This is a genomic window from Knoellia sp. LjRoot47, from assembly GCF_964253435.1.
Lineage (GTDB): Bacteria > Actinomycetota > Actinomycetes > Actinomycetales > Dermatophilaceae > Knoellia.
The window spans coordinates 104,373-130,918 of the sequence record NZ_CAXUQS020000003.1 but is presented as its reverse complement, the minus strand read 5'-3'; the positions used below and the strand labels follow the sequence as shown (position 1 = coordinate 130,918).

The 26,546-nt window shown below is 72.1% G+C and carries 27 protein-coding genes and 1 pseudogene; 26 read left to right on the top strand and 2 right to left on the bottom strand.

The features are described from left to right. The first annotated feature begins 116 nt into the window (after nt 1–116). The 10 genes and pseudogenes from ACSQ11_RS17180 (at nt 117) to ACSQ11_RS17135 (ending at nt 11,954) form a co-directional block, all read left to right on the top strand. Entirely contained in the window at nt 117–2,519 is a 2,403-nt protein-coding gene (locus ACSQ11_RS17180) for a [protein-PII] uridylyltransferase (RefSeq protein ID WP_436007767.1), read from the top strand. 22 nt (nt 2,520–2,541) lie between these two features. Further along, nucleotides 2,542–4,146: a signal recognition particle protein gene (gene ffh / locus ACSQ11_RS17175; protein ID WP_436007765.1), complete on the top strand. Its 1,605-nt coding sequence runs from the start codon at nt 2,542–2,544 to the stop codon at nt 4,144–4,146. A gap of 10 nt (nt 4,147–4,156) precedes the next feature. Beyond that, complete coding sequence (locus tag ACSQ11_RS17170) at nt 4,157–4,972, top strand: alpha/beta fold hydrolase (RefSeq protein WP_436007763.1); 816 nt, start codon at nt 4,157–4,159, stop codon at nt 4,970–4,972. A gap of 181 nt (nt 4,973–5,153) precedes the next feature. Next, a complete protein-coding gene (locus ACSQ11_RS17165) occupies nt 5,154–6,242 on the top strand; it encodes an amidohydrolase family protein (RefSeq protein WP_436007761.1) in 1,089 nt (362 codons plus the stop codon). Between the two features lie 131 nt (nt 6,243–6,373). Next, the gene (locus tag ACSQ11_RS17160; RefSeq protein ID WP_436007759.1) at nt 6,374–7,414 is read left to right on the top strand and encodes a sulfate ABC transporter substrate-binding protein; all 1,041 of its coding nucleotides are present in this window, start codon (nt 6,374–6,376) and stop codon (nt 7,412–7,414) included. Between the two features lies 1 nt (nt 7,415). Beyond that, a complete protein-coding gene (gene cysT, locus ACSQ11_RS17155) occupies nt 7,416–8,360 on the top strand; it encodes a sulfate ABC transporter permease subunit CysT (RefSeq protein WP_436007757.1) in 945 nt (314 codons plus the stop codon). Continuing rightward, on the top strand, nt 8,357–9,163 hold the full coding sequence (cysW, locus tag ACSQ11_RS17150; RefSeq protein WP_436007755.1) for a sulfate ABC transporter permease subunit CysW: 807 nt from the start codon (nt 8,357–8,359) through the stop codon (nt 9,161–9,163). Before cysT ends, cysW begins: the two co-directional genes overlap by 4 nt. Beyond that, nucleotides 9,160–9,813 (top strand): annotated as a pseudogene (locus ACSQ11_RS17145) (sulfate/molybdate ABC transporter ATP-binding protein); the annotation flags it as partial. The gene cysW and the pseudogene ACSQ11_RS17145, both read left to right, overlap by 4 nt. 30 nt (nt 9,814–9,843) lie before the next feature. Continuing rightward, nucleotides 9,844–10,170, top strand: coding sequence for a TOBE-like domain-containing protein (locus ACSQ11_RS17140; protein WP_436007994.1), 327 nt, complete (start codon nt 9,844–9,846; stop codon nt 10,168–10,170). A gap of 224 nt (nt 10,171–10,394) precedes the next feature. After that, nucleotides 10,395–11,954 (top strand): SDR family NAD(P)-dependent oxidoreductase, encoded by a 1,560-nt coding sequence (locus tag ACSQ11_RS17135; RefSeq protein ID WP_436007753.1) that lies wholly within the window; start codon nt 10,395–10,397, stop codon nt 11,952–11,954. Here ACSQ11_RS17135 and ACSQ11_RS17130 read toward each other — a convergent pair. Further along, nucleotides 11,926–12,399: a hypothetical protein gene (locus ACSQ11_RS17130; RefSeq protein ID WP_436007751.1), complete on the bottom strand. Its 474-nt coding sequence runs from the start codon at nt 12,397–12,399 to the stop codon at nt 11,926–11,928. The genes ACSQ11_RS17135 and ACSQ11_RS17130 overlap by 29 nt on opposite strands. A 266-nt stretch (nt 12,400–12,665) precedes the next feature. Between ACSQ11_RS17130 and rpsP the strand changes: the two genes are divergently transcribed. The 6 genes from rpsP (at nt 12,666) to ACSQ11_RS17100 (ending at nt 18,456) form a co-directional block, all read left to right on the top strand. Beyond that, on the top strand, nt 12,666–13,181 hold the full coding sequence (rpsP, locus tag ACSQ11_RS17125; protein ID WP_436007749.1) for a 30S ribosomal protein S16: 516 nt from the start codon (nt 12,666–12,668) through the stop codon (nt 13,179–13,181). A 2-nt stretch (nt 13,182–13,183) separates the two neighbouring features. Then, nucleotides 13,184–13,426 carry an RNA-binding protein gene (locus ACSQ11_RS17120; protein WP_147061631.1) on the top strand — a complete coding sequence of 81 codons (243 nt, stop codon included), beginning with the start codon at nt 13,184–13,186 and terminating at the stop codon, nt 13,424–13,426. A gap of 84 nt (nt 13,427–13,510) precedes the next feature. After that, a complete protein-coding gene (rimM, locus tag ACSQ11_RS17115) occupies nt 13,511–14,059 on the top strand; it encodes a ribosome maturation factor RimM (RefSeq protein ID WP_436007747.1) in 549 nt (182 codons plus the stop codon). Between the two features lie 10 nt (nt 14,060–14,069). Continuing rightward, on the top strand, nt 14,070–15,314 hold the full coding sequence (trmD, locus tag ACSQ11_RS17110; protein ID WP_436007745.1) for a tRNA (guanosine(37)-N1)-methyltransferase TrmD: 1,245 nt from the start codon (nt 14,070–14,072) through the stop codon (nt 15,312–15,314). Between the two features lie 111 nt (nt 15,315–15,425). Then, nucleotides 15,426–17,783, top strand: a complete 2,358-nt coding sequence (locus tag ACSQ11_RS17105; RefSeq protein ID WP_436007743.1) for a chromosome segregation ATPase — start codon at nt 15,426–15,428, stop codon at nt 17,781–17,783. Nucleotides 17,784–17,871: 88 nt separating this feature from the next. Next, complete coding sequence (locus ACSQ11_RS17100) at nt 17,872–18,456, top strand: hypothetical protein (RefSeq protein ID WP_436007741.1); 585 nt, start codon at nt 17,872–17,874, stop codon at nt 18,454–18,456. 48 nt (nt 18,457–18,504) lie between these two features. On the opposite strand, the gene ACSQ11_RS17095 is transcribed toward ACSQ11_RS17100, so the two are convergent. Beyond that, entirely contained in the window at nt 18,505–19,263 is a 759-nt protein-coding gene (locus ACSQ11_RS17095; RefSeq protein ID WP_436007739.1) for an ABC transporter permease, read from the bottom strand. Between the two features lie 62 nt (nt 19,264–19,325). Between ACSQ11_RS17095 and ACSQ11_RS17090 the strand changes: the two genes are divergently transcribed. The 10 genes from ACSQ11_RS17090 to dprA all read left to right on the top strand — a co-directional run bounded on the left by ACSQ11_RS17090 (nt 19,326) and on the right by dprA (nt 26,533). Next, a complete protein-coding gene (locus ACSQ11_RS17090) occupies nt 19,326–19,754 on the top strand; it encodes a hypothetical protein (RefSeq protein ID WP_436007737.1) in 429 nt (142 codons plus the stop codon). Next, nucleotides 19,751–19,912: a hypothetical protein gene (locus ACSQ11_RS17085; protein WP_436007735.1), complete on the top strand. Its 162-nt coding sequence runs from the start codon at nt 19,751–19,753 to the stop codon at nt 19,910–19,912. Before ACSQ11_RS17090 ends, ACSQ11_RS17085 begins: the two co-directional genes overlap by 4 nt. A gap of 218 nt (nt 19,913–20,130) precedes the next feature. Further along, the gene (gene rplS / locus ACSQ11_RS17080) at nt 20,131–20,487 is read left to right on the top strand and encodes a 50S ribosomal protein L19 (RefSeq protein WP_436007733.1); all 357 of its coding nucleotides are present in this window, start codon (nt 20,131–20,133) and stop codon (nt 20,485–20,487) included. 53 nt (nt 20,488–20,540) lie between these two features. Next, complete coding sequence (gene lepB, locus ACSQ11_RS17075; protein ID WP_436007731.1) at nt 20,541–21,224, top strand: signal peptidase I; 684 nt, start codon at nt 20,541–20,543, stop codon at nt 21,222–21,224. A gap of 17 nt (nt 21,225–21,241) precedes the next feature. Further along, the gene (gene lepB, locus ACSQ11_RS17070) at nt 21,242–22,120 is read left to right on the top strand and encodes a signal peptidase I (RefSeq protein ID WP_436007729.1); all 879 of its coding nucleotides are present in this window, start codon (nt 21,242–21,244) and stop codon (nt 22,118–22,120) included. A gap of 35 nt (nt 22,121–22,155) precedes the next feature. Then, the gene (locus ACSQ11_RS17065; RefSeq protein WP_436007727.1) at nt 22,156–22,953 is read left to right on the top strand and encodes a ribonuclease HII; all 798 of its coding nucleotides are present in this window, start codon (nt 22,156–22,158) and stop codon (nt 22,951–22,953) included. Further along, nucleotides 22,943–23,257: a DUF2469 domain-containing protein gene (locus tag ACSQ11_RS17060; protein WP_436007725.1), complete on the top strand. Its 315-nt coding sequence runs from the start codon at nt 22,943–22,945 to the stop codon at nt 23,255–23,257. Before ACSQ11_RS17065 ends, ACSQ11_RS17060 begins: the two co-directional genes overlap by 11 nt. Nucleotides 23,258–23,367: 110 nt before the next feature. Then, nucleotides 23,368–23,727: a YraN family protein gene (locus ACSQ11_RS17055; protein WP_436007723.1), complete on the top strand. Its 360-nt coding sequence runs from the start codon at nt 23,368–23,370 to the stop codon at nt 23,725–23,727. Continuing rightward, a complete protein-coding gene (locus tag ACSQ11_RS17050) occupies nt 23,724–25,268 on the top strand; it encodes a YifB family Mg chelatase-like AAA ATPase (RefSeq protein WP_436007721.1) in 1,545 nt (514 codons plus the stop codon). The genes ACSQ11_RS17055 and ACSQ11_RS17050 overlap by 4 nt, the downstream gene beginning before the upstream one ends. Then, nucleotides 25,265–26,533 carry a DNA-processing protein DprA gene (gene dprA / locus ACSQ11_RS17045; RefSeq protein ID WP_436007719.1) on the top strand — a complete coding sequence of 423 codons (1,269 nt, stop codon included), beginning with the start codon at nt 25,265–25,267 and terminating at the stop codon, nt 26,531–26,533. Before ACSQ11_RS17050 ends, dprA begins: the two co-directional genes overlap by 4 nt. The last annotated feature ends 13 nt before the right edge of the window (nt 26,534–26,546 follow it).

Genomic DNA, 26,546 nt, shown 5'->3' with positions numbered 1-26,546 from the left:
CGTTCCCCAGAACGCGCGGCACCGCGCGAAGGAGCCCGATGGGGCAATCAGTCGAGCAGCACCTGCACACGCAGGCACCGCAGCATTCGAGCAGCACACCTGGGGAGGACCCTCGCATGACTGACATCGCGGACGTCGCCGCCCGCCGGCTCGACCTCGCCGGCACGCGAGCCTTCGAGCAGGTCGGGTCGGGCCTCGAGCGCCGCCGCCGGCTCGCGGACTTCAACCGTGAGTGGCTGGGCGAGCTGTGGGAGGAGGCGACGCGGGGACAGCGCATCGACGGCGTCGCCCTGGCCGCCGTCGGCAGCGTCGGACGCGGTGACGCGGGACCCCTGTCGGACTACGACCTCGTCCTTCTCCATTACGGACGCACCCTCTCCACCGACGAGGTCACCCGGCTCGCCGATCGCATCTGGTACCCGATCTGGGACGCCGGGGTGCGTCTGGACCACAGCGTCCGCACCGTCAACCAGTGCCGGACCGTGGCCGCCGACGACCTCACGGCAGCCGTCGGGCTGCTCGACATCTCTCCCGTTGCCGGTGACGCCGAGGTCGTCGCCGCGGCCCGCGCGACCGTGAGCCACGACTGGCGCGCCAACGCCCGCAAGCGCCTGCCCCAGCTGACCGACGCCATGGCCGTGCGCCACCACCGGCACGGTGACCTCGCCCAGTCGATCGAGCCCGAGCTCAAGGAGGCCCACGGCGGCCTGCGCGACATGACGATCCTCAGTGCCCTGGCCGAGGCCTGGCTCGCGGACCGTCCGCGAGGTGAGGTCGACACGGCATACGGGCTCCTGCTCGACGTGCGCGACGCCGTCCACGTCGTCACCGGCCGCGGACGCGACCGGCTCGGCCGCGAGGACCACGATGCGGTCGCTGCCCTGCTCGGCTACGGCGACCCCGACGACCTCCTCGCCGAGGTCTCCGACGCCGGGCGGACGATCGCCTACGCGCTCGACGGGACCGTGCGTCGCGCCGGCCAGTCCCAGCGCGCCCGCGTGCTGCGCGTCGGTCCGCGACGGCCCCAGATGGCACCGCTGGGCTACGGGCTGTTCGAGAGCGACGGCGAGGTCGTCCTCGGCGCCGGGCGCACCCCCGAGAGCGACCCGCTCCTGCCGCTGCGCGCCGCGGTCGTCGCCGCGCAGGCGAACCTGCCGATCTCGCCGACGACCCTCGAGAACCTCGCGACGAAGTGCGCCGACCTGCCGACGCCCTGGTCGCCGCTGGCCCGGGGCCTGTTCAGCGACCTGCTCGCGGCCGGACCCGGTCTCGTCGCGGTCTGGGAGGGCCTGGACCAGCAGGGCATCATCGAGCGCTGGCTGCCGGAGTGGGCCGCGGTCCGCTCGCGCCCGCAGCGCAACGCCGTGCACCGCCACACGGTCGACCGGCACCTCATCGAGACCGTCGTCCACGCGACCGGGCTCGTCCGCAACGTCGGGCGGGCAGACCTGCTGCTCCTCGCCGCGCTGCTCCACGACATCGGCAAGGTGCCGGGTGCGCACGACCACTCCCGCGCCGGTGCGCCCATCGCGGAGACCGTGATGCGCCGGCTCGGACACCCCGAGGCCGACGTCGACGTGGTCACCGCACTCGTGCGCGAGCACCTCACCCTCATCGAGCTCGCGACCCGCCGAGACCACTCCGACCCGCGCACCATCGACGCCGCGCTCACCGCCGTCGGGGGAGACCGCGACCGGTTCGACCTGCTCCTCGCGCTCACCGAGGCCGACGCCGTGGCCGCGGGGCCGAAGGCGTGGACGGACTGGCGCGCAGCCCTGCTCGCCCAGCTCGCGACCGAGGTGCGCGCCAGGCTCGACCCGAGCACGCACACCCCCGCGTCGCCCGCGACGCCCACGGCGGACGTGGGTCGGGACGCGGCCCAGGGTGTCGTGCCGGAGGAGCTCGTGCACGCCCTCGCCGCCGGGGATCCGCACGTCGAGGTCCTCGCCCACGGCGGCTCCTACCGGATCGACATCGCCGACCGCGACCGGCTCGGTCTCTTCGCCGACACGGCCGGCCTCCTCGCCGCGGAGGGCCTCGTCGTCCGCACGGCGATCCTGCGGACCGTCGACGGGATCGCCGTCAACGAGTGGCACGTCGAGTCGCCGAGCGGCAACGAGCCCGAGCAGTCGCGCCTGCACCGCGGACTGGCCCGGCTCGCAACCGGTGACCGTGGACCGCTGGGTCTTCTCGACCGCCGTCGCCAGTTCGCGGCACGCCCGAGCCGCGAGTCGACGATCGGGACGCCCGGACAGCCGCGCGCGCTCGTCGTGCCCGGCGCCAGCGCCGAGGCCACGGTGCTCGAGGTCCGCGCCGAGGACCGGCCAGGCCTCCTGCACGAGCTCGGCATGGCCTTCGCCAAGTCGGGGGTCTCCGTGCGCTCCGCGCACATCGCGACGTATGCCGGCCAGACCCTCGACACGTTCTACGTCACCGACTTCTCGGGTCACCCGCTCGGGCCGGCCAAGGTGGCGCAGGTCGTCGCCGTCGTCATCGACACGTGTGACGGGACCACCTGAGCGCGCCGGTTAACCTTGTGCGGTGTTCACGAGCCTCTCCGACCGCCTGACGTCGACCTTCAAGAACCTCCGCACCAAGGGGCGTCTGTCCGAGTCCGACGTCAACAGGACCGTCCGCGACATCCGGATGGCCCTGCTCGACGCCGACGTCGCGCTGCCGGTCGTCAAGGAGTTCACGCACTCCGTGCGCGAGCGCGCCCTCGGCGCCGAGGTCTCGCAGGCGCTCAACCCGGCCCAGCAGGTCGTCAAGATCGTCAACGAGGAGCTCGTCGCCATCCTCGGCGGCGCGACCCGCACGATCCGCTTCGCCAAGACCGGCCCGACCGTCATCATGCTCGCCGGCCTCCAGGGTGCGGGCAAGACGACCCTCGCCGGCAAGCTCGCGTATTGGCTCAAGGAGCAGGGCCACACGCCGATGCTCGTCGCGGCCGACCTCCAGCGCCCCAACGCCGTCACCCAGCTCCAGGTCGTCGGGGAGCGTGCCGGCGTCCCCGTCTACGCACCGGAGCAGGGCAACGTCGGGGGCCACGACACCGTCGGCCCCACGGGTGAAGGCACTCGCAGCTTCGGTGACCCGGTCGCGGTCTCGCGCGACGGCATACGGGAGGCGGTCTCCAAGCACCACGACGTCGTCATCGTCGACACCGCCGGACGCCTCGCCGTCGACGCCAACCTCATGCAGCAGGCCGGCGACATCCGCGCTGCGATCAACCCCGACGAGGTCCTGTTCGTCATCGACGCGATGATCGGCCAGGCGGCGGTCGAGACGGCCGAGGCCTTCCTCGACGGCGTCGACTTCACCGGTGTCGTCCTGTCCAAGCTCGACGGTGACGCCCGCGGTGGCGCCGCGCTGTCGGTCGCCGGGGTCACCGGTCGCCCGATCATGTTCGCGTCCACCGGCGAGGGAGTGAAGGACTTCGAGGTCTTCCACCCCGACCGCATGGCCTCGCGCATCCTCGACATGGGTGACGTCCTCACTCTCATCGAGCAGGCCGAGAAGGCGTTCGACCGCACCCAGGCCGCCGAGATGGAGCGCAAGTTCCTCGCGGCCGAGGACTTCACGTTCGACGACTTCCTCCAGCAGATGTCGGCGATCAAGAAGATGGGCTCGCTCAAGTCGATGCTCAAGATGATGCCGGGCATGGGCCAGATGTCGGCCCAGCTCGACAACCTCGACGAGCGTGAGTTCGACCGCGTCGAGGCCATGGTCCGCTCGATGACGCCGTTCGAGCGCAACCACCCCAAGCAGATCAACGGCTCGCGCCGCGCCCGCATCGCCGGCGGCTCCGGTGTCACCGTCTCCGAGGTCAACCAACTGCTCGAGCGGTTCGGCGAGGCCCAGAAGATGATGAAGCAGCTCGCCCGCGGCGGCGGCATCCCCGGGATGCCCGGCATGGGCGGTGGCAAGAAGGCCAAGCAGCAGCAGCAACAGGTCCGCGGCAAGAAGTCGAAGTCCGGCAACCCCGCCAAGCGCGCGGCCGACGCACAGGCCGCGGCCCAGCGCGCCTCGTCCAAGCCGGTGGGCTCGTCGTTCGGGGGCGGCGCCGGTGCCCCGGGTGGCTTCGACCCGGCCGCGATGGACCCCGCGCAGCTCCCCAAGGGCTTCGAGAAGTTCCTGGGCAAGTGACCCGTCGGTCGTGAGCACCGAGCCGCTCCACACGCTGTCGGTCGGGACCGCCGGACCGCGGATCGCCTTCCTCCACGGGCTCTTCGGTCAGGGACGCAACTGGTCGACGATCGCGAAGGCGCTCGCGGGACCTGGCGGTGACGGCGCGCGGTGCACGCTCGTCGACCTTCCCGACCACGGTCGCAGCCCGTGGACGGAGAAGTTCTCCTTCGCGTCGTATGCCGCGTCCGTCGCCTCGACGCTGCGCGCCATCGACGAGGGGCCGTGGGTCGTCGTCGGGCACTCGCTCGGCGGCAAGGTCGCGATGACGCTGGCGCTCACCGAACCCGACCTCGTGGCCAAGCTCGTCGTCGTCGACATCGCGCCCAAGGACTACGTCAACCTCGACCGGTTCACCGGCTACATGGACGAGATGCAGCGCCTGCCCCTCGGGGAGCTGCGGGACCGGGCCGACGCCGAGGCGCGGTTCGAGGAGCCCGACCCGGGGGTCAAGGCGTTCCTCCTGCAGAACCTCCGGCGCGAGGGCACGTCGTGGCGCTGGCAGGCCAACGTCGAGCTCTTCGTCGCCGACGCGGCTCGCGGCCGGCACTCGGTCATCGCGGACTTCCCGTTCGCGCCGGGCGACGTCGAGCCGTATGCCGGTCCGGTCCTGTGGATCGCCGGCTCGGAGTCGCGCTACATCAAGGACGAGGACTCGGTGACGATGCGCGCGCTCTTCCCGCGGGTGCGCCAGCTCACCGTCAAGGGTGCGTCGCACTGGGTGCACAGCGACGCGCCGGCCGTCGTCATCGAGGCGCTGCGCCGCGTCCTCGCCGCCCCCGCCTGACCACGCCCGTCCCCTGCCGCCTCCGGCCCCTCCTCGTTGCGTCTGCGCAAACGGTGGTTCTAGCAACCGTTGCCGCAGACGCTGCGAGAGCTCTCCGCGGACGCTGCGAGAGCTCTCCGCGGACGCTGCGAGAGCGCCCGCACACGGTGCCGGCGGCGGCGGGCACATAAGGTCGGGTGCCATGACGGCATCGGTGCTGCACCTGGTCGGCGAGGTCATCCTCGGACCTGAGGACGTGCGTCCTGAGGCGTGGGTGGTCGGGGGCCGGATGACCTACGAACGCCCGACCGGCGCCGGGCACGACGTGCTGACCCTGCGTGGGTGGTTCGTCCCCGGGCTCGTCGACGCGCACTGCCACGTCGGCCTCGACCGCCACGGCGCCGTCGACGATGCCACCGCCCATGCGCAGGCCACGACCGACCGCGACAACGGCACCCTGCTCATCCGCGACGCCGGCTCACCGGCGGACACCCGCTGGATCGACGGGCGCGACGACCTGCCCAAGGTCATCCGGGCCGGGCGCCACATCGCCCGCACCAAGCGCTACATCCGCAACTACGCGTGGGAGGTCGAGCCCGAGCAGCTCGTCGAGCGCGTCCGCATCGAGGCCCGGGCCGGCGACGGCTGGGTCAAGCTCGTCGGAGACTGGATCGACCGCGAGACCGGTGACCTCGAGCCCTGCTGGCCGGCCGACGTCCTCAAGAAGGCCATCGCCGCCGCCCACGAGGAGGGCGCCCGCACGACCGCCCACTGCTTCGGACCGGACTCGCTGCGCGACTTCGCCGCCGCGGGCACCGACTGCATCGAGCACGCGACGGGGCTCGAACCCGACACGATCGACTCGTTCGCCGCGCAGGGGATCGCCATCGTCCCGACGCTGGTCAACATCGCGACCTTCCCCGCCATCGCCGAGCCCGCGCGCGAGAAGTTCCCCGACTACCACCGGCGGATGCTCGACCTCCACGCGCGGCGATACGAGACGTTCGGCGCGGCGCGGGAGGCCGGCATACCCATCTATGTCGGGACCGACGCGGGAGGCTCCATCGAGCACGGCCTGGCGGCCAAGGAGGCCGTCGAGCTCACGAGGATCGGCTTCTCCGACGCCGAGGTGCTCGCGGCGGCGACGTGGGGCGCTCGCGCATGGCTCGGACGACCCGGGCTCGAGGAGGGCTCCGACGCCGACCTCCTCGTCCTCGACCGCGACCCGCGCACGGACGTCACGGCGCTGGGGGAGCCTGACGCGATCGTCCTGCGGGGCGTCACGTGGTGACCCATCCACGATGCGAGACATAATCTGACGTTGTTTGACGGATAACTTGGGCTTATCCAAAGATCGGCATGTCCGACGGGAAGTGCGGCCGCACGGCCAGCTCTGCCGGACCCGATCGAAGGAGTTCCACCATGAGCCGTCATCCCCGCCTCGCCCTGGCCGCCGCCGCGACCGCTGGTGCGCTGGTGATGTCGGCCTGTGCCGGTGGTGGTGCGAGCGACACGGCCGGGGCCGCCGAGCCGCAGGGCGCAGACCAGGCCTCGACGAGCACGCTCAACCTCTACGGCTACGCCGTGCCCAAGGTGGGATTCGACAAGCTCATCCCGGCGTTCAACGCCACCGACGAGGGGCGGGGCGTGACCTTCCAGCAGTCCTACGGCGCGTCCGGCGACCAGTCGCGCAAGGTCGCCGCGGGTGCCGAGGCCGACGTCGTGAACTTCTCGGTCGAGCCCGACATCACGCGTCTCGTCGACGCCGGTCTCGTGGACGCGGACTGGAACGCCGGCGAGCACAAGGGCGTCCCGTTCGGCTCGGTCGTGACGATCGTGACCCGCAAGGGCAACCCCAAGGCCATCAAGGACTGGGACGACCTGCTCAAGCCGGGCGTCGAGGTCGTCACCCCGAACCCGTTCAGCTCGGGTTCGGCGAAGTGGAACCTCCTTGCTCCGTATGCCGCGAAGAGCGACGGCGGCAAGAACGCCACCGCTGGTCTCGCCTACATCGAGAAGCTCGTGGGCGACCACGTCAAGGTCCAACCCAAGTCCGGCCGTGAGGCGACCGAGACCTTCCTCCAGGGCACCGGCGACGTGCTGCTGTCCTACGAGAACGAGGCGCTCTTCGCCGAGCGTAAGGGCGACCCGGTCGAGCACGTCACGCCGCCGACGACGTTCAAGATCGAGAACCCCGTCGCGGTGCTCTCCAAGAGCAAGAACGCGGAGAAGGCCACGGCGTTCCGTGACTTCCTCTTCACGCCAGAGGCGCAGAAGCTCTGGGCGCAGGCCGGCTTCCGCCCCGTCGACCAGACAGTTGCGGCGGAGTTCGCGAAGGACTTCCCCGAGCCGACGAAGCTCTGGATCATCGACGACCTCGGCGGCTGGAAGACCGTGGACGGGACGCTGTTCAAGAAGGACACCGGCTCGATCGCGGTCATCTACGACAAGGCGACGTCCTGACATGACGACCACGGTGACCGGCGGCAGGGACGACACGAACGTGTCGGCCCTGCCGCCGAGCGCGCCGGCACCCGGTGCGCAGCCGCCCGGAGCCGTGGGGCAGGGACCCGGAGGTGGTGGCCGGGCCCCTGCCCCCGTGGGCGGTTCGAGGGTCGGCCGCGTCGGTCGTCCCCTCGGGATCGGGGTCGTCGGCCTCTGGCTGAGCGTCATGGTGCTGCTGCCGCTCGCGGCGCTCACCGTGACGTCGTTCGAGGAGGGGATCGGCGGGTTCTGGGAGGCGGTCACGGCACCCGTCGCGCTGGCCTCGCTACGCGTCACGGTCGTCGTGGCAGTCGTGGTCGCGCTGATCAACGCCGTCATGGGCACGCTCATCGCCTGGGTGCTCGTGCGTGACGACTTCCCGGGCAAGCGCGTCGTCAACGCCCTCATCGACCTGCCGTTCGCCTTGCCGACCATCGTGGCGAGCATCGTCCTGCTCTCGCTCTACGGCCCCAACAGCCCGATCGACCTCCACCTCAACGCCACCCGGCCCGGCCTCGTCGTCGCCCTCGCGTTCGTCACGCTGCCGTTCGTCGTCCGCTCGGTGCAGCCGGTCCTCATCGAGGCCGACCGCGAGGTCGAGGAGGCCGCGGCGTCGCTCGGTGCGTCGAGCTGGGTGACGTTCCGCCGGGTCGTCCTGCCGACCCTCCTGCCCGCCGTCGTCAGCGGCACGGGTCTCGCGTTCGCCCGCGCCATCGGTGAGTACGGCTCGGTCGTGCTCATCGGCGGCAACATCCCGCGCGAGACCCAGGTCGCCTCCCAGTACATCCAGCAGCAGATCGAGATCGACCGTCCGGTCAACGCCGCCGCCGTGTCGATGGCCCTGCTCGCCATCGCCTTCGTCACGCTCGCCCTGCTCCGCTGGTTCGCAGGGCGGTCGCTGCGCCGCGAGGAGGAGTCGTCGTGAGGACCTCGACCTCGGCCCGGCTCGGGCTGCGCACCGCCGCCCTGGCCTACCTCTTCGTCCTCGTCGCCGTCCCGATCGTCCTCATCCTGTGGCGGACGCTCGAGCCGGGACTCGGCGCGTTCGTCGACTCCGTCCGCACCCCCGCGGCCATCTCGGCGCTCAACCTCTCGCTGCTCATCGTCGCGATCGTCGTGCCCCTCAACGTGGTGTTCGGGGTCGCCACCGCGCTCGCGCTCGTGCGGGGACGGTTCCCCGGCAAGGGGCTCCTGCAGGCCGTCGTGGACCTGCCCTTCGCGGTGTCGCCCATCGTCGTCGGCGTCTCACTCATCCTGCTCTGGGGCGCCGGTGGTTGGTTCGGCGGAGTCGAGAGCCTCGGTGTCCAGGTGATCTTCGGCCTGCCCGGCATGGTCATCGCGACGCTCTTCGTCACGCTTCCGTTCGTCGTCCGCGAGGTCGAACCGGTGCTGCACGAGATCGGCACCGAGCAGGAGCAGGCGGCGTCGACTCTCGGGGCGAGCCCGTGGCAGACCTTCTGGCGGATCACGCTGCCCGCGATCCGGTGGGGGCTCACCTACGGGGTCGTCCTCACCATCGCCCGTGCGCTGGGCGAGTTCGGCGCCGTGATCATGGTGAGCTCGGGCTTCCCGGGCGTGTCCCAGACCCTCACCCTCCTCGTCCACTCCCGCTACATCGACGACCACAACACCTACGGCGCGTATGCCGCAGCGACCCTCCTCATGGGCCTCGCCGTCGCGACGTTGCTGGGGATGACCCTGCTCGACCGCAAGAGGAGCACACGATGATCAGCGTCACCGGAGCGCGCAAGACCTATGGCGACTTCGTCGCCCTCGACGGGGTCTCCCTCGAGATCCCGGCGGGCAGCCTGACCGCCCTGCTCGGGCCGAGCGGGTCGGGCAAGTCGACGCTGCTGCGAGCCATCGCCGGCCTCGAGGGTCTCGACAGCGGGACGGTCGTCATCGGCGGGACGGACGTCACCGGCATACCCCCTCAGAAGCGGGGGATCGGGTTCGTCTTCCAGCACTACGCCGCCTTCAAGCACATGACCGTCCGCGACAACGTCGCCTTCGGCCTGACGATCCGCAAGCGGCCCAAGGCCGAGATCCGGCGCAAGGTCGACGACCTCCTCGAGATCGTCGGGCTCGACGGCTTCCAGCACCGCTACCCGGCCCAGCTCTCGGGCGGTCAGCGGCAGCGGATGGCACTGGCCCGGGCGCTCGCGGTCGACCCCGAGGTGCTGCTCCTCGACGAGCCGTTCGGCGCCCTCGACGCCAAGGTCCGCGCCGACCTGCGCCAGTGGCTGCGCCGCCTCCACGACGAGGTCCACGTGACCACGGTCCTCGTCACGCACGACCAGGAGGAGGCGCTCGACGTCGCCGACCGCATCGCCGTCCTCAACAAGGGGGCGATCGAGCAGGTGGGCGACCCGGTCTCGCTCTACGACCGGCCGTCCAACGACTTCGTCATGTCGTTCCTCGGGTCGGTGGCCCGGCTCGGTGGCCAGCTCGTGCGCCCGCACGACATCGCGCTGCACCGCAGCCGGGAGCGTGCGCGGCAGCTCGACGCTCGCGTCGGCGGTGGTCCCGGCGTCCTCGAGGCGACGGTCGAGCGCGTCGTCCGGCTCGGCTTCGAGGTGCGCGTCGACCTGCGGGCCGACACGGGGGAGCGGTTCGCCGCCCAGCTGACCCGCGCCGAGGCCGACGCGCTCGCGCTCGAGGCCGGCGACACCGTCTTCGCCCACACGGTCGCGCTCGTCAACCCGGCGGAGGCGGAGCCCGCCCTCGCGATCTGAGGAGGACCGCTCGCACCGCCTCTCGACCCGTGGGTATGCCGTGCGCGCACCTCGCGACCCGGCTCCCGCGGGGTCGTCGCCGCCGGTCCCTAGAGGTGTCGCCGAGGGTCGCTCACCAATAAGTGTTCAGCCTGGACACTTATCGGTGATCGAGCCGGGTGAGGACGGGTGCGTGCGTCGACCCGCGGCCTGCGATTGGGGCGCATCGCACGAGGTGGGACAGAATGCACGCCGTGGAGCGCACCCGACCCGTCGACGAGCACCCGACGGACAACGACCCCGAGGACTTCGGGCCCGGGGTCGACCCCGACGACCTCGCGACCGTCCTGCGCGTCCTCGCCGAGCTGCCCGAGCTCGAGGCCGGCCACCCCGACATCCAGGTCGTCAAGCGCGCGACGGGCCGGATGTACAAGCAGGTCCGCAAGGCCCGCCGCCGCGAGGCGAAGCAGCCGCAGATCGACCACGACGAGGCGATCCTCGCGCAGACGGCGACCGGCTCGCCGATGCGGATCGACGACGAGACCAAGGGCATCCTGCTCGAGGTCCCGCCCGTCGGGACGACCGCGGGCGAGCTGCTCAAGCCGCGCGGCTGCTACATCTGCAAGGCCGACTACACGACGGTCGACGCGTTCTACCACTGGCTCTGCCCGACGTGCGCTGCCAAGAGCCACGGCAAGCGTGACCAGCGGACCGACCTCACGGGCAAGCGGGCGCTGCTCACCGGGGGCCGGGCCAAGATCGGCATGTACATCGCGCTCATGCTGCTGCGCGACGGCGCCCACCTGACGATCACGACGCGGTTCCCGCACGACGCCGCCCGGCGCTTCGCCGCGCAGGAGGACTCGGCCGACTGGATCGACCGCCTCAAGGTCGTGGGCATCGACCTGCGCGACCCCACCCAGGTCGTCGCGCTCGCCGACGAGGTCGCCGCCGCCGGCCCCCTCGACATCCTCATCAACAACGCCGCCCAGACGGTGCGGCGCAGCCCCGGCTCGTACTCGCACCTCGTCGACGGCGAGCAGGTGCCGCTCGAGCAGCACGTCCGCTACCCCGAGCTCGTGACCTTCGACCGGATCAGTGAGGCCCACCCCGCGAACCTCCTCGGCACCCTGCGCGACACCAAGGTCGCGCACCACGAGGGGGAGAGCGAGGAGGAGGCCGCGCGCGCCCTCGCCCAGCGCACCGCCGCGTCGATGACCGAGATGGCGCTCACCGCCGGCAGCGCCAGCCTCGAGGCGCACCTCGCCGGCACCGCCGTCGACGCGGGCGGGCTCCTGCCGGACACCCAGCGCAACAACAGCTGGACCCAGGTCGTCGACGAGGTCGACCCGCTCGAGCTGCTCGAGGTCCAGCTGTGCAACTCGACCGCGCCGTTCATCCTCATCTCCCGGCTACGCCCGTCGCTGCGCGCGGCCGTGGCCGCGGGCGCCCGGCGCGCCTACGTCGTCAACGTCTCGGCGATGGAGGGGCAGTTCTCGCGCCGCTACAAGGGCCCCGGTCACCCGCACACCAACATGGCCAAGGCGGCGCTCAACATGCTCACCCGCACGAGCTCGGGCGAGATGTTCGAGACCGACCGCATCCTCATGACCGCCGTCGACACCGGGTGGATCACCGACGAGCGGCCGCACCACGAGAAGCTGCGGATCGCGGCCGAGGGCTGGCACGCGCCGCTCGACCTCGTCGACGGGGCTGCACGCGTCTACGACCCGATCGTGCGCGGCGAGGCTGGCGAGGACGTCTACGGGTGCTTCGTCAAAGACTACGAACCCAGCCCGTGGTGACCCTGCGCAGCACCGCGTAGCCCACGACGGTGAGCACGGCGACGACGGCGGCGGCGACGAACCACGGCGCCCCGGTGCTCCACTGGAACACGTCCGGGTCGTAGGCCAGACCACCCGACGTGCACGTCTCCACCCCGTCGGCGGTCGCGCTGCACGACCCCTGCGACGGGCTCGCGGAGCCGAGGAACACTCCGAGCCCGACGAGTCCCGCGGCCAGTGCGAGACCGAGCCCGGCGATGGCCGGCCAGCTGCCCGGACGACGGACGGTGAGCACGACGGCGAGGACGAGGAGGAGAACGGCCAGGGGTGCGACGAAGATCCCGATGGTGAGCAGTCCCGCGACCGTGACCACCCACAGGAGACCGGTGACCGTCCACACGACGAGGAGCGCGCCCGACTGGGGGGCCGTGAGGGGTCGCGGGGTCGTGCCCGTCGTCGAGGTCACGACACCACGGTAGGCCCGGGAGGGGCCCCCGGAGGGGCGAACACGGCATACCCGAAGGACGTCGGTATGCCGGCCCGCGCCGAGCGGGGTACGCGCGCCACCTTCCCGTGGTCGGGACCACCCCGGCAGGTCTGGCAGAATGGTCCGCTGTACACCTTCTGGCTGGCACTGATGTCGGCCGGATGCCTACCCCGGGCCGTTCGGTACCCCGCGTGATTCTCTCCGCGGTCTGGCCGTGCCCACAACAGGAAAGCGAGACCACACACGTGGCCGTCAAGATTCGTCTCAAGCGGATGGGCAAGATCCGCACCGCCATCTACCGCGTCGTCGTCATGGACTCGCGCACCAAGCGCGATGGCCGCGCGATCGAGGAGATCGGCAAGTACGACCCCAACCAGGAGCCGTCGCTCATCGAGATCGACATGGACCGCGCCAACTACTGGCGTGGCCAGGGTGCGCAGCCGACCGAGGCCGTCGCCGCCCTGCTGAAGATCATGGACGAGGGCACCCTCAAGGTCGCCGAGCCCAAGGCCAACAAGAAGGACCTCTACGAGGCCGCCCTCGCCGCCGCCGGCAAGTCCGACGGTGCCGACACCTCCGGTGCCACCACCGCCAAGAAGAAGGCCGCCAAGAAGACCGAGGAGGCCCCCAAGGCCGACGACGTCGCCCCGGCTGCCGACACCGACTCGAGCGCCGCCACCACCGAGAGCTCCGAGGAGCCCGCCGAGGGCGCCGACGCCAAGGCGGACGAGGCCCCCAAGGCTGACGAGGCAGGGGCCTGAGCATGCTCGAGGAGGCGCTGGAGCACCTCGTCACCGGAATCGTCGACCACAAGGACGACGTCGCCGTGAAGCGCAAGGAGCTCCGTCGCGGCGAGATCATCGAGGTCCGGGTCCACCCGGACGACCTTGGTCGCGTCATCGGCCGCTCCGGCCGCACGGCCAGCGCGCTGCGCACCGTGATGACCGCCCTCGCGGGTGGTCGCCCGGTCCGGATCGACATCGTCGACACCGACCGGGTGCGCTGACCAGCCGCCAGCATCCCGCAACGCGCCGCGTCCCTGAAGTGGGGCGCGGCGCGTTCGTGTGTGCCGCCTGAGAGGATCTGACCCATGGCCAGCAGCACCGACCCCCTGCTCGTCGCCCGCATCGGCAAGCCGCACGGCCTGCGCGGCGAGGTGACCGTGCAGACGCACACCGACGACCCCGAGCGCCGGTTCGCCCCGGGCACCGTCTTCGCCACCCAGGCGGCCGCCGGCACCGGTGTGCCGCGCGAACTGACCTTGGCCACCGCCCGCAAGCACGGCGAGATCTGGCTGCTCGGCTTCGAGGAGATCCCCGACCGGACCGGCGCCGAGTCGCTGCGCGGCACCCGCCTGCTCCTCGACCTCGACGGGGTCGACGAGGATGAGGACGACGACGAGGGCTGGTACGAGCACGACCTCGTCGGGCTCGCTGTCCACGACCCCGCCGGCGCCGTGCTGGGCGAGGTCCGCGGCCTCACCGTCGGCGCGGCCCAGGACCTGCTCGAGGTGAAGCTCACCGACGGTCGCGAGGTCCTCGTGCCCTTCGTCGAGGCGATCGTCACCTCGGTCGACGTCGAGGGCGGCCATGTCGTCGTCGACGCGCCCGCCGGGCTGTTCGACCTCGACGAGGCGTGAGGTCCGCGGCATGAGCCACCTGCGACTCGACGTCGTCACGATCTTCCCCGAGTACCTCTCGCCCCTCGACCTGTCGCTCATCGGCAAGGCCCGCCGTGATGGCCTGCTCGACCTCCACGTCCACGACCTGCGCGACTTCACCCACGACCGTCACCGGACCGTCGACGACTCGCCCTACGGCGGGGGCGCCGGCATGGTCATGAAGCCCGGCCCGTGGGCAGAGGCGCTGGACCACGTCGTGGCCGAGGGTGCTGGGGGCGCGGTGTCGGGCGAGGCCGCCACGGGGCCCGGCGCCGTCGCGGGGCCCGCGCGCGTGCCGACGCTCATCGTGCCCGGCCCCGGGGGTGAGCCGTTCACGCAGCAGATCGCTCGTGAGCTCGCCGAGGAGCCGTGGCTCGCGTTCGCCTGCGGCCGCTACGAGGGGATCGACGAACGGGTCTACGAGTGGGCCGCTGAGCGGATGCCGGTGCGTGTCCTGTCGCTCGGCGACTACGTCCTCAACGGGGGAGAGGTGGCCGTCCTCGCCATGGTCGAGGCGGTCGCCCGGCTCCTGCCGGGCGTCATCGGCAACGCCGAGTCGCTCGTCGAGGAGTCGCACGAGGACGGGCTGCTCGAGTACCCCGTCTACACCAAGCCCGCCGAGTGGGACGGGCGCGCCGTGCCCGACGTGCTTCTCGGCGGCAACCACCAGGCCATCGCCCACTGGCGCCACGAGCAGCGCCTCCAGCGCACCGCGGAGCGCCGTCCCGACCTCCTGCCGGCCAAGGCCGTGAGCACGGTCCTCGCCGACCTCGAGGAGCGGGTCGCGACCCCGGCCGACGCCCCCGACCTGCAGATCCTCACCCGGGCCTGCTGGGCGCCGGAGTTCGCCCGCTACGGCATGTTCAGCGCGGGCGAGGAGGACCTCGAGACGGTGCGGACCGGCATACAGGACTGGGACACGCGGGTCTGGAGGCGCGACGGCCAGCTGCTCGCCTCGGTCCGGGTGCGCCCGCACCCCACGCAGGGGGCGACCTGGCAGATCGGTCGCCTCATGGTCGCGCCCTACCTCCAGGGTCGTGGTCTCGGTCGCGAGCTGCTCTCGTATGCCGAGTCGCTGGCTCCCGAAGACGTGCGCACCTTCTGGCTCAACACCGGTGCCAAGAGCACCGAGAACCTCCGCCTCTACAAGAAGGCCGGCTACCGCGTCCGGCCTGGTGAGGGCGAGTTCCCCGGCACCGTCGACCTCACCAAGAAGGCGCCGTATACCGGATGAACCCGGCCTGACCTCGTCTTTCACCAAAGAGGTCCCGGCCAACGTGACTCTCGTTAGCGTCCGACCCGTGCCCCTCGTCCCGGCGGGCCATCGAGAGAGGTCCTCCCCGAGATGTCGTTCGCCCCTGCCACCCCTTCCCGCTCGTCGGCCCGTCGGGCCGCCCTCCTGCTCGTCGCCCCTGCCGCCGTCGCGGGCCTGGTCCTCACGGCCTCGCCGTCGACGGCCGCCACCGCGACCGCATCCACGACCAAGGGCATCTGCAACGGTGTCGTCAACCAGCTCGCCCACCGGGGGACCGTCCAGGAGAACCTCCTGCGTGCCGCTGCGAAGAAGAACGCCGACGTCATCGCGGCACTGACCGCCCAACGCACCGCACTCCAGGCGCAGGAGTCCACGCTGCGGACCCAGATCGCGGACATCGACCGCCAGATCGCGGCGCTCGACGCCGAGGGGGTCCGGCTCGCCGCCGCGCTCGACTCCGCCCAGCGCTCGCTCACCTCGCTCGAGGCCCAGCGCGTCGCCGCGGCCGCCGCCGTGGCGGACGCGGCTCAGGCGCTGACGTCACTGCAGGAGCACCGGACAGCCACCCAGCAGCAGGTCGAGCAGCTGCAGTCCGAGCTGGCCGACGCCTCCGCGGCCGCCGCAGGACTCACCGGCCAGCGGGACGACGCCCGAGCCGCTCTCGAGGCCAAGCAGGCCGAGATCACCGACGCCACGACCGAGCTGCGGGCCCTCGAGGCCACCGCTGCGGCGGCGGGCGACGCGCTCGACGCCAAGCACGCGCAGATCGTGGCGGCGCAGGCCGAGCTCCAGCACCTCACCACGGTCGCGGACGCCGCTGCTGCCGCCGTCGTCACTGCACAGGACGCGGTGACCGAGGCACAGTCGGAGCTGACCCGCCTCGAGGAGAGCGGCGCTGCCGCCGAGGCCGAGCTGGACGCCCAGCGGGGGCGCGTGGCCGACGCCCAGGCCACGCTGACCGGGCTGCGGGGTGCGGCCGCTGACGCGGGAGCCGCCCTCACGGCCAAGGAGTCCCAGGTGGCCACGGCCCGGGGCGAGCTCGACTCGCTCAAGGACGCCGCCGCGGCTGCGGCCGGGGCCGTCACCGCCAAGCAGGCGCAGATCGCCACGGCGCAGGGCGAGCTGACGGGGCTGCAGGGCCGGGTCGCGTCGACCACCGCGGCGATCGCCGCCAACACTGCCGCGCTCGGCACGCTCGCCGCGGACATCACCAGCCTCCAGGGTGCCCTCGCCACGCTCACCACGCAGGTGAGCGCCAAGCAGGCCGCCGTGACGCAGGCGCAGAGCCAGCTCGCAGCGCTGCAGACGCAGAAGGCGACGCTCACGAGCGAGATCGCCGCGCTGCAGAACCGCATCGACACCGAGTTCCCGCCCAACTCCAACTCGCAGGCGAAGCGCACCCTCGTCGCCCAGAAGGAGGCCAAGCAGGTCGAGCTCGTCACCGTCAACGGCCAGATCACCGACAAGACCGCGCTCATCACCGGCCTCTCCGGTGAGCTCGCGGCGCTCCAGTCGCAGGTCACGACGCTCAACGCCCAGCTGCTCGCCAAGCAGCAGCAGAGCAGCCAGCTGCAGGCCGACGGCGCCCGGCTCCAGACCCAGCTCGCGGCCGACACCGCCGCGGTCTCCGCGAAGCAGGCCGAGCTCGCGACTCTCGCGGGCCAGCTCCCGGCCCTGCAGGGCGCGCTCTCCGCGGCGAACGCCGCCGTGGGCGCCAAGCAGACCGAGCTGCAGACCCTCGAGGGCCAGCTCCCGGCGTTGCAGTCGGCGGCGTCGGCGGCCGCGGCGGCCGTCACGGCCCAGGAGTCCGTCGTGACCGGCCTCGAGGCGGCCCTGCCCGGCCTCATCGAGGACGTCGAGGCCGCCCAGCGCGAGATCGCTGCGCAGCGCGAGGTCCTGGCCGGCAAGGAGGCCGCACTCGCCGAGGCGCGCGACGCCTCGGCGAAGGCGGCTGCGGCGGTGGAGGTCAAGCAGGCAGAGGTCATCAGCCTGCAGGGCGAGCTGCCGGCCCTCAAGGCCGCGCTCGACCGGGCCACCGCCGCTGTGGGGGTCCAGCAGGGCGAGATCGCGACCCTCAACGCCGAGGCCGACGCGCTGGTCGCGCAGCTCGCGGACCTCAACGGCCGGGTCGCGGCCGCGGAGGCCGAGGTGCTTGCGCTGCAGAATCGGGTCGCCCCGCTCCTGGCCCAGCTCAACCGACTCAACGACGAGGTGTCGGCGGCCGAAACCCAGCTGGCCACGCTCCAGTCCCAGGTGACCTCGCTGGACGCACGGATCGTCGACGCCCAGTCGGCCTTGCGGACCCTCGAGTCGCAGAAGAAGGCCAACAAGGACGCCATCGCCGCCCAGAAGGTCGTCGTGACGGGTCTCCAGGGCCAGCTCGGCGACGTGCAGGCGCAGATCAGGGCACTCGACTCGAGCATCGCCCTCGGCGGGTGCGTGGCCTGACCAGGCTGACCGCACGGTGCGAGCCCCCGGACCGACTCGGTCCGGGGCCTCCCACGTGCGACCGCTCGCGAGCACTAGGTTTCCGGGTGTGACGACCCAGCCGCTGTACCCGCCGGACCTCAGGCTCGCCCACGAGGCGCAGGTCCGCCAGTTCCGGATCGGCAAGCTCGCCGCCCTCGGCGTCCTCGGCGCTGCCGGGCTGCTCACCGGACTCGTCCTGTGGGCGGGCATCGGCGGGTGGTCGGGGCTGCTCGTCGGCATCCTCGCGGTCGTGGGCTTCGTGCTCCTCCTGGGCATTCCCATGGCCATCTCCGCGGCGAAGGAGGCCAAGCATGACGGTCCCGCCGGCAAGGGACCCTCGGCGTACGGCCAGATCGTCACCTCCACGCCCCCCGCCGAGGTCTGGAACGCCGTGTATGCCGCTCTGGCCGCCGAGAAGTTCGGCCCGCCCCGCGCCTCCGACCCGCAGACCGTCCTGTCGACCCGCTCGCTGTCGATGGCGAGCTGGGGAGAGACCGTCACCGTCCGGGTTCAGGGGCAGCACGACGGCAGGGGAGTCGTCACGGCGTGGTCGCGGCCGGCATACCCGCTGCAGTGGCTCGACTACGGACGCAACCGGCGCTACGCCAACGCCGTCCTCAACGCGATCCCCGGAGGCACGCCGCTCTCCTGAGCGGGAAGGTCCCACGGATCGCGACCCCTATGTCGCGAGGTGTGGGACCTAGGGGCGCAGGCGGGCGTGCAGGTCCGCAGGCAGCAGCCGGGCCGCGGAGATGAGCCGCCCGGCCACGACGGCGGTCGTCGTCTGCGCCGCCATGATGCCGAGCAGCACGAGCACCTGGGCCGCGGCGGCCTGAGCCGGTGACCCGCCGCCGAGCAGGACACCGATGAAGGCGCCCGGCAGGGTCACCACCCCGGCGGTGCGCACCTGGTCGAGCCCGGGGATGAGCGCCTCGGGCAGCCTGCGGTGGACGATCTCGTCGATGGCCTGCGCCCGGGTCAGGCCCAGCGAGAGGCCCGCGTCGTACTGACCCGTCTCCTCCCGCAGTGCCGCGAACGCGCGCCGGCCGACGAGCGTGTGCCCGTTCATCGTGTTGCCGAGGATGATGCCGACGACGGGGATGAGGGCGATGCCCTCGAGCGGGACGGTGCGGGTGAGCAGGATGATCGCGACGACGGGCAGCAGCCCCGCGAGCATCGCGACGGTCGTCCACGGCCACGCCGGCACCGCCTCGACCCGCCGCGTCGTCGTGACCACCGCGACGGCGAACATGAAGCACAGCAGCAGGACCGACAGTCCGAGGTGGCGCGCCACGGCCGTGATGACCAAGGCGGCGATCCCCAGCTGGACCACGGCCCGCGCGGCCGCGAAGAGGGTGGAACCCGGGTTCGGGAGGCGACCCACGGCATACATGGAAAGGGTGAGGGCGAGGAGCGCGACGCACGCCAGCGCGACGGGCCAGCCGGGATCGATGCTCACGCCGTCACCGTATGCCGCGCGTCCGACGGGCGGTTGTCGGCGCGCCTTGGCATCCTTGGCGGATGACAGGGGAGTGGCTGGCGGCGGGGCTCGCGTTCGTCGGTGCCGCCATCGGCTCGGCGGGGAGCTTCTGGGCCGCCCGACGCGACACCGAGTCCGAGGCGCGGGCGGCGGCCGACGACCTCAGCCAGCGCGAGCGGGCCAGTGCGCGCGAGGAGTGGGGCCGGCGCTTCACCGCGGCACTCGCGGACCTCAACTCCGACGAGTCCTTCCGCCGCCGCCACTTCGGTCGCATCGTGCTCGGGGCCATGGTCGACAGCGACCTCACCTCGCCGGAGGACCGTCAGCTCCTCGAGGACGTCCTGCTCGCCCACGCCAGGTTCGACCAGGAGGGCGACGAGGTCGGCCTCGGCGCCGAGGGAATGCTCGTGGACGACGTCCGGGTTGTGGAGGATGATGGGGACGAGCCGTCCGAGAGGAGCCGTAGATGAGTGAGCGCATCGTCAAGGTGACCCGCGACCAGATCGAGTCCGCCAAGCTGCTCATCCGACTGCGCGGAGGCGAGGACAAGGTCGACCCCGACATCGTCCTCATCGCCAACGCCCAGCGCCGACAGCGGCCGGGCCCTGCGGAGCCCGTCACGCCGTAGCAGGTCGCGCCGCACCCTCGATTTCTCGGTATGCCGGGTGCTCTGGCAAACTTGCTCCTTGCGTCCGTCGACACAGCGCCCCCGCCACAGGGGGAGTGCAGAGCGCTCGAGCCCGGCTCGGGTCGCCCCGCATGAGGCCACGACGCGACGCACCACCAGACAACGAGCACCATCTTCCCGTGGGTGACCTGTGGCACCGCACAAGAAAGCGAACAGCCATGCAGCGTTTCGACGAGATCGACAAGGCGTCCCTGCGCGACGACGTCCCCGCGTTCCGCGCCGGTGACACCGTCAACGTCCACGTCAAGGTCATCGAGGGCACGCGCTCGCGCGTCCAGGTCTTCAAGGGCATCGTCATCCGTCGCCACGGTGGCGGCCTCGGCGAGACGTTCACCGTCCGCAAGGTCTCCTTCGGCGTCGGTGTCGAGCGCACCTTCCCGCTGCACACGCCGGTCATCGACCACATCGAGGTCGTCACCCGCGGTGACGTCCGTCGCGCGAAGCTCTACTACCTCCGCGACCTGCGTGGCAAGGCTGCCAAGATCAAGGAGAAGCGCGAGACCCCGGCGAGCTGACCCAGTCACGCCGCGGCACGCCGCACACCGGCCGGGCGACTAGCATCGACCCGATGACGTCCCCGGCCCCCCACGACACCGACCCGGTCCCCGCCTCCACGGCGGCGGCCGGGTCGCGTCGTGCTCACCCGGTGCCGGTGCTCCTGGCCGCGGGCGTCCTCGCGGTCATGCTCGTGCGAGCCTTCCTCGCGCAGCCGTATGCCGTGGCGAGCGACTCGATGTACCCGACCCTCGCCGAGGGGGACCGCGTGCTCGTGCAGAAGGCCGGCGGTGCGGACCGCGGCGACCTCGTCGTCGCCGACGTCACCGCGGCCTGGCCCGGCCCGGACCGCTCGACCCACGTCGACGACGGCGTCATCGGCCGCGCGCTCGGCGCAGCGTCGGGGGCGCTCGGCATCGACCTCGGCGAGAAGTCCGTCGTGGCGCGCGTCGTCGCGACGGGTGGCGACGAGGTCGAGTGCTGCACCGACGGGCGGCTGCGGGTCAACGGCGACGCCGTCGGGCCGCGCCTCCCCGAGAACGCCGCCCCCTTCCGGCTGACCGTCGCCGGAGGCCGGGTCTTCCTGCTCAGCGACAACCCCGCCACCGCCTCCGACTCGCGCACCCACGTGGGCGCAGGATCGGAGACCACCGACGGGACGGTGGCCGGCAGCGCGATCACGGGTACCGTCGTCACGCGCATCTGGCCGCTCAGCCGGCTGGGCACCCCGACTTCTCCGACCACCCCCCAGCCCTGAGAGCACGGATACCAGTGATGACGAGCCACGAGGCCCGGTTCGACTCGGGCCAGTACGACCCTGACGCGCCTCAGGGAACCGTCGACGACGACGGTCTCGGCGCGGACGCGGGGGCGGCTTCCGGCGACGGGTCGGGCTCCGGCTCAGGGTCGGGACGGGGGCGCAGCGCGGCGAGCACGGTCGGCGCGGCCATCCGCGAGTTCGTCGTCGTCGTCGCCATGGCCCTCGCCCTGTCGTTCGTCGTCAAGACGTGGCTGGTGCAGGCGTTCTACATCCCCTCCGGGTCGATGGAGGACACCCTCATCGTCAACGACCGCGTCGTCGTCAACAAGCTCGTCCCCGACGTCGTCGACCTGCAGCGCGGCGACATCATCGTCTTCCAGGACCCGGGCGCCTGGCTCTCGGCGGTGCCCTCGGTCAGCCACGGCCCGGTGCGCGACGGCATCGAGCGCGTGCTGACGTTCGTCGGCCTGCTGCCGGACACGTCCGACAACCACCTCATCAAGAGGGTCATCGGCCTGCCCGGCGACCACATCGTCTGCTGCGACGCCCAGGGCCGGCTCACGGTCAACGGCGTCCCGCTCACCGAGCCCTACATCAAGCCGGGCGACGTGCCGAGCTCGATCACCTTCGACATCACCGTGCCGGCCGGCAAGGTCTGGGTCATGGGCGACCACCGCAGCGACTCCGAGGACTCGCGCTTCCACGACCCTGCCGGGACGGGAGCCGAGGGGTCCGTGCCGATCGAGGACATCACCGGCCGCGCCGTCGCCAAGGTCTGGCCCTTCGACCGGGCCGGGTGGTTGAGTCGTCCCGAGTCGACGTTCTCGAAGGTCCCCGCGCCGGACGCCGCCCCGTCCGGGTCGACGAGCCCCACGCCGTCGACCACCCCCTGACCGCCGCACCCTCCAGAGAGTCCGCACCACCTGCCATGGCACCACCTGTCCGCTCCCGCAAGCCGAACCTCCGGGTGGAGCGCGCCCTGCAGCGCGACGGCTACCGGCTCCTCGCCGGCATGGACGAGGTCGGTCGCGGTGCGCTCGCCGGGCCGGTGACGGTGGGGGTCGTCGTCATCGACGAGACCTGCCGCTCGGCGCCCCAGGGCGTGCGGGACTCCAAGCTCCTCCAGCCCCACGCCCGCGAGTCGATGGTGCCGAGGATCCGTCGCTGGTCGCTCGCGCACGCCGTCGGACACGCGTCACCCGCGGAGATCGACGAGATCGGCATCATCGCCGCCCTCCGCCTCGCCGGCCGCCGTGCCCTGGCCGCGCTCGACGTCGTGCCCGACCTCGTCATCCTCGACGGCAACCACGACTGGCTCACCGCTCCCGACGAGGTGGGGCTGCTGGCCTTCGCCGCCGATGAGGTCCACACGCCCCCGGTGACGACGATGATCAAGGCCGACCTGAAGTGCTCCTCCGTCGCCTCGGCGAGCGTCCTGGCCAAGGTCGAGCGCGACCGGATCATGGTCGACCTCTCACCGGAGCACCCGGCATACGCGTGGGAGCTCAACAAGGGATACTCGGCACCGGAGCACCTCGACGCGCTGCGCGAGCACGGTCCGTGCGACCTCCACCGACGCTCGTGGAGGCTTCCGGGGACGATGACCGATGATGGTGGAGCCACCACACCGCTCGAGGACGCCGAGGTCGCACCCGAGCTGGTGGCGGCGCACGCCGGACCGACACCGACCACCACGACGACGGAGATGCACCCGCATGAGCGCTGAGGACCTCGAGAAGTACGAGAGCGAGATGGAGCTCGCCCTCTACCGCGAGTACCGCGACGTCGTCGGGCTGTTCTCGCACGTCGTCGAGACCGAGCGCCGCTTCTACCTGTGCAACTCAGTGGACGTGAAGGTCCGCAGCGACGGCGGCGAGGTCTTCTTCGACGTGACGATGCAGGACGCGTGGGTCTGGGACATCTACCGGCCGGCCCGGTTCGCCAAGCAGGTGCGCGTCGTGACGTTCAAGGACGTCAACGTCGAGGAGCTCGCGAAGTCCGAGCTCGAGCTGCCCAAGGGCGACTTCTGACCTCCTGAGCACGACCCGTCGTCCACAAGGGGCGTGGTGGCTGTCGCCTGTCCACAGGTCGGCTCCTGCCGTGTGGCTCAGCCGGGCCCGTTGCGCGGATGCTCGTCGGCATGGACGCACACCTGGCACTGGGCCGTTACGGCGAGGAGCTCGCGGCGCGCTACCTGCGTGATCGCGGGATCCGTGTCCTCGAGCGCAACTGGCGCTGCCCCGAGGGCGAGATCGACATCATCGCCCTCGACGGTGACTGCCTCGTCGTGTGCGAGGTCAAGACACGAGGCGGCACCGTCACGGGTGACCCGGTCGAGGCGGTGACCTGGGAGAAGGTGAGCCGGCTGCGACGCCTCGCGGCGGCGTACCTGCGCTCGCGGCCCGGGTCGGTCGCGCACGCCCGGGTCGACGTCATCGGGGTGCTGGCGGTGCGGGGACGACCCCCGGTCGTGCGGCACGTCGAGGCGGTCGGCGCGTGAGCGCCAAGCTGGGCCGCACCCTCGGTGTCGCCCTGACCGGGCTCGAGGGGCGGCTCGTCGACGTCGAGGCGCACATCTCCGCGCAGCTGCCGCACTTCAGCGTCACCGGGTTGCCCGACAAGGCGTGCGGGCAGGCTCCCGACCGGGTGCGGTCGGCGGCGGCGACGAGCGGATTCCCGTTGCCGCCTCAGCGCATCACGGTCAACCTCTCGCCGGCGTCGATCCCCAAGCAGGGCACCGGCTTCGACGTGGCCATCGCCCTCGCGGTGCTCGGCGCCGCCGGCATCGTCGACCCGCGACGGATCGCCGGTGTCGTCCACCTCGGTGAGCTCGGTCTGGACGGCTCGGTCCGAGGGGTGCGCGGAATCCTCCCCTCCGTCCTCGCGGCTGCCCGGGCCGGTGTGCGGCACGTCGTCGTCCCGCCGGCCAACGTCGCCGAGGCGCAGCTCGTCCACGGGGTCACCGTCCATGCCGCGCCCACCCTGGCCGACCTCGTGAGCTGGTATGCCGTCCGCTCCGGTCTCGACCCGCTTCCGGTCGCCGGGCCGGTCCAGGAGGACGGCGAGGCGCGGATCCGTGACATCGACCTCGCCGACGTCGTCGGGCAGAGCGAGGCCCGGCTGGCCCTCGAGCTCGCCGCGGTGGGAGAGCACCACCTGCTCATGAACGGCCCACCGGGCGTGGGCAAGACGATGCTCGCCGAACGGCTCGTGACGATCCTCCCGCCCTTGTCACGCGAGCAGGCGCTGGAGACGCATGCCATCCGCTCGCTCACCGGCGACGCGATCCGGGCCAGCGAGCTCGACCGCACACCTCCGTTCGTGGCGCCGCACCACAGCGCCTCGATGACCTCGATCACCGGGGGCGGCTCGGGCGTCGTGCTGCCCGGAGCGATCTCCCGGGCCCACTGCGGCGTGCTCTTCCTCGACGAGGCCGGCGAGTTCCGGACCTCGGTCCTGCAGCAGCTGCGCCAACCGCTGGAGTCAGGTGAGGTGACGATCTCGAGGGCCAAGCAGCTCGTGCGCTACCCCGCACGATTCCAGCTCGTGCTCGCCACCAACCCCTGCCCGTGCGGACGTGCGTGGGGCAAGGGCATCGACTGCGTCTGCAGCGCGCTCGAGCAGCGCAGCTATGCCAACAAGCTCTCCGGACCGCTCATCGACCGGATCGACATCCAGATGATGGTGTCGCCGGTGTCCCGTCTCGCCTTCGCGGAGGAGCGCGGCGAGTCCAGTGCGGTGGTCCTGGAGCGCGTGCTGGCGGCCCGGGCCGCGCAGGCCGAGCGGTGGGCCGACCGCGGCTGGACGACCAACGCCCGCGTCCCGGGGCACGCCCTGCGCCGCAGCCCGCTGCGGCTGCCCGGCCGCGTCACCGCGCAGGTGGACCGAGCCCTTGATCACGGCCTGGTCACCCTGAGGGGCTACGACCGCACGCTCCGGCTCGCCTGGTCGTCGGCAGACCTCGCGGGCAGGACGTCCCCCGACGCCGAGGACGTCGGACTTGCCCTCACCCTCCGCAGCCAGGGCAGTGCGGCGGCATGACGCGCTCATCGCCTTCCGGCAGCGTCGGGATCCCCGGCGGAGCAGCGCTCACCGAGGAGCGCTGGGCCCGCCTCGCGTTCAGCCGCATCGTCGAGCCCCAGACGGTGTCGGCCCGCGACTCCATCCGCGAGCTGGGTGCGGTGGCCGCCCTGGACAGGCTCCTCAGCGGCGGAGGGCTCGGCAGCGGCGGAGGTCTCGGCAGCGGCAGAGGTCTCGGCAGCGGCAGAGGTCCCGGCAGCGGCGCGAGGGCTCGCGGCGGTGTGAGCGCCGGCAGCCGGTCTCGCGTCGAGGACACGGACGCCTATGACCAGCGGATCGAGGCCTTGGACATCGACCAGGCCCGGCGCGTGCTCGACCGGCTCCGGCTGCGGGTCGTCATTCCCGGCGACGACGAGTGGCCCGTCGGCCTCGACCAGCTGAGGGAGCCACCCATCTGCCTCTATGTCCGTGGCGAGTGCGAGCTCTCGGTGGCCGAGGGCAGCGTGGCGGTGGTGGGTTCACGTGCCGCCACGTCCTACGGCCTGTCCGTCGCGGCCGACCTCGGCGAAGGGCTTGCCGCCCGCGGGGTCACGGTCGTCTCCGGCGCGGCGTTCGGGATCGACGCCGCGGCTCACCGTGGCTCGCTCGCCGGTGGTGGGCCCACGATCGCCGTGCTCGCCCGAGGGCTCGACCGTGCGTACCCACAGGCTCACGAGGGGCTCCTTCGTGAGGTCGCCGGGCACGGGGCCGTCGTCAGCGAGCTGCCTCCGGGCTGGGCGCCCTACCGCGCTCGCTTCATCGCCCGCAACCGGCTCATCGCGGCGATGAGCGTCGGGACCGTCGTCGTCGAGGCCGGGTTGCGCTCGGGGTCGCTCAACACCGCCAACGAGGCCCGCAAGCTCGTGCGTCACGTCGCCGCCGTCCCGGGACCGGTGACCTCGGTGCAGTCGGCCGGTTGCCACGAGCTCGTCCGCGAGCACGGCGCCGTCCTCGTCACGGACACGGGGGAGGTGCTCGACCTCATGGGGAGGTTGAGCCTCGACTCCGTCGGCCCGGCACGGGCTCCCGAGACGCCCGAGTCCGAGCTGGACCCTGTCGGGCGTGCCGTCTTCTCGGCGGTGCCGGTGCGGCAGGGTGCGGACCTGGCGAGGCTGCAGGGCCTCACGGCGCTCGACACCAGGACGCTGCTCAGCGCCCTCGGCCAGCTCTGCGTGCTGGGTCTCGTGGTGCGCGAGGGGGAGCACTGGCGCAAGACGCCCGCGCGGAGCCGCCGGGCGCCGAGGTGAGACGGTCTCGCGC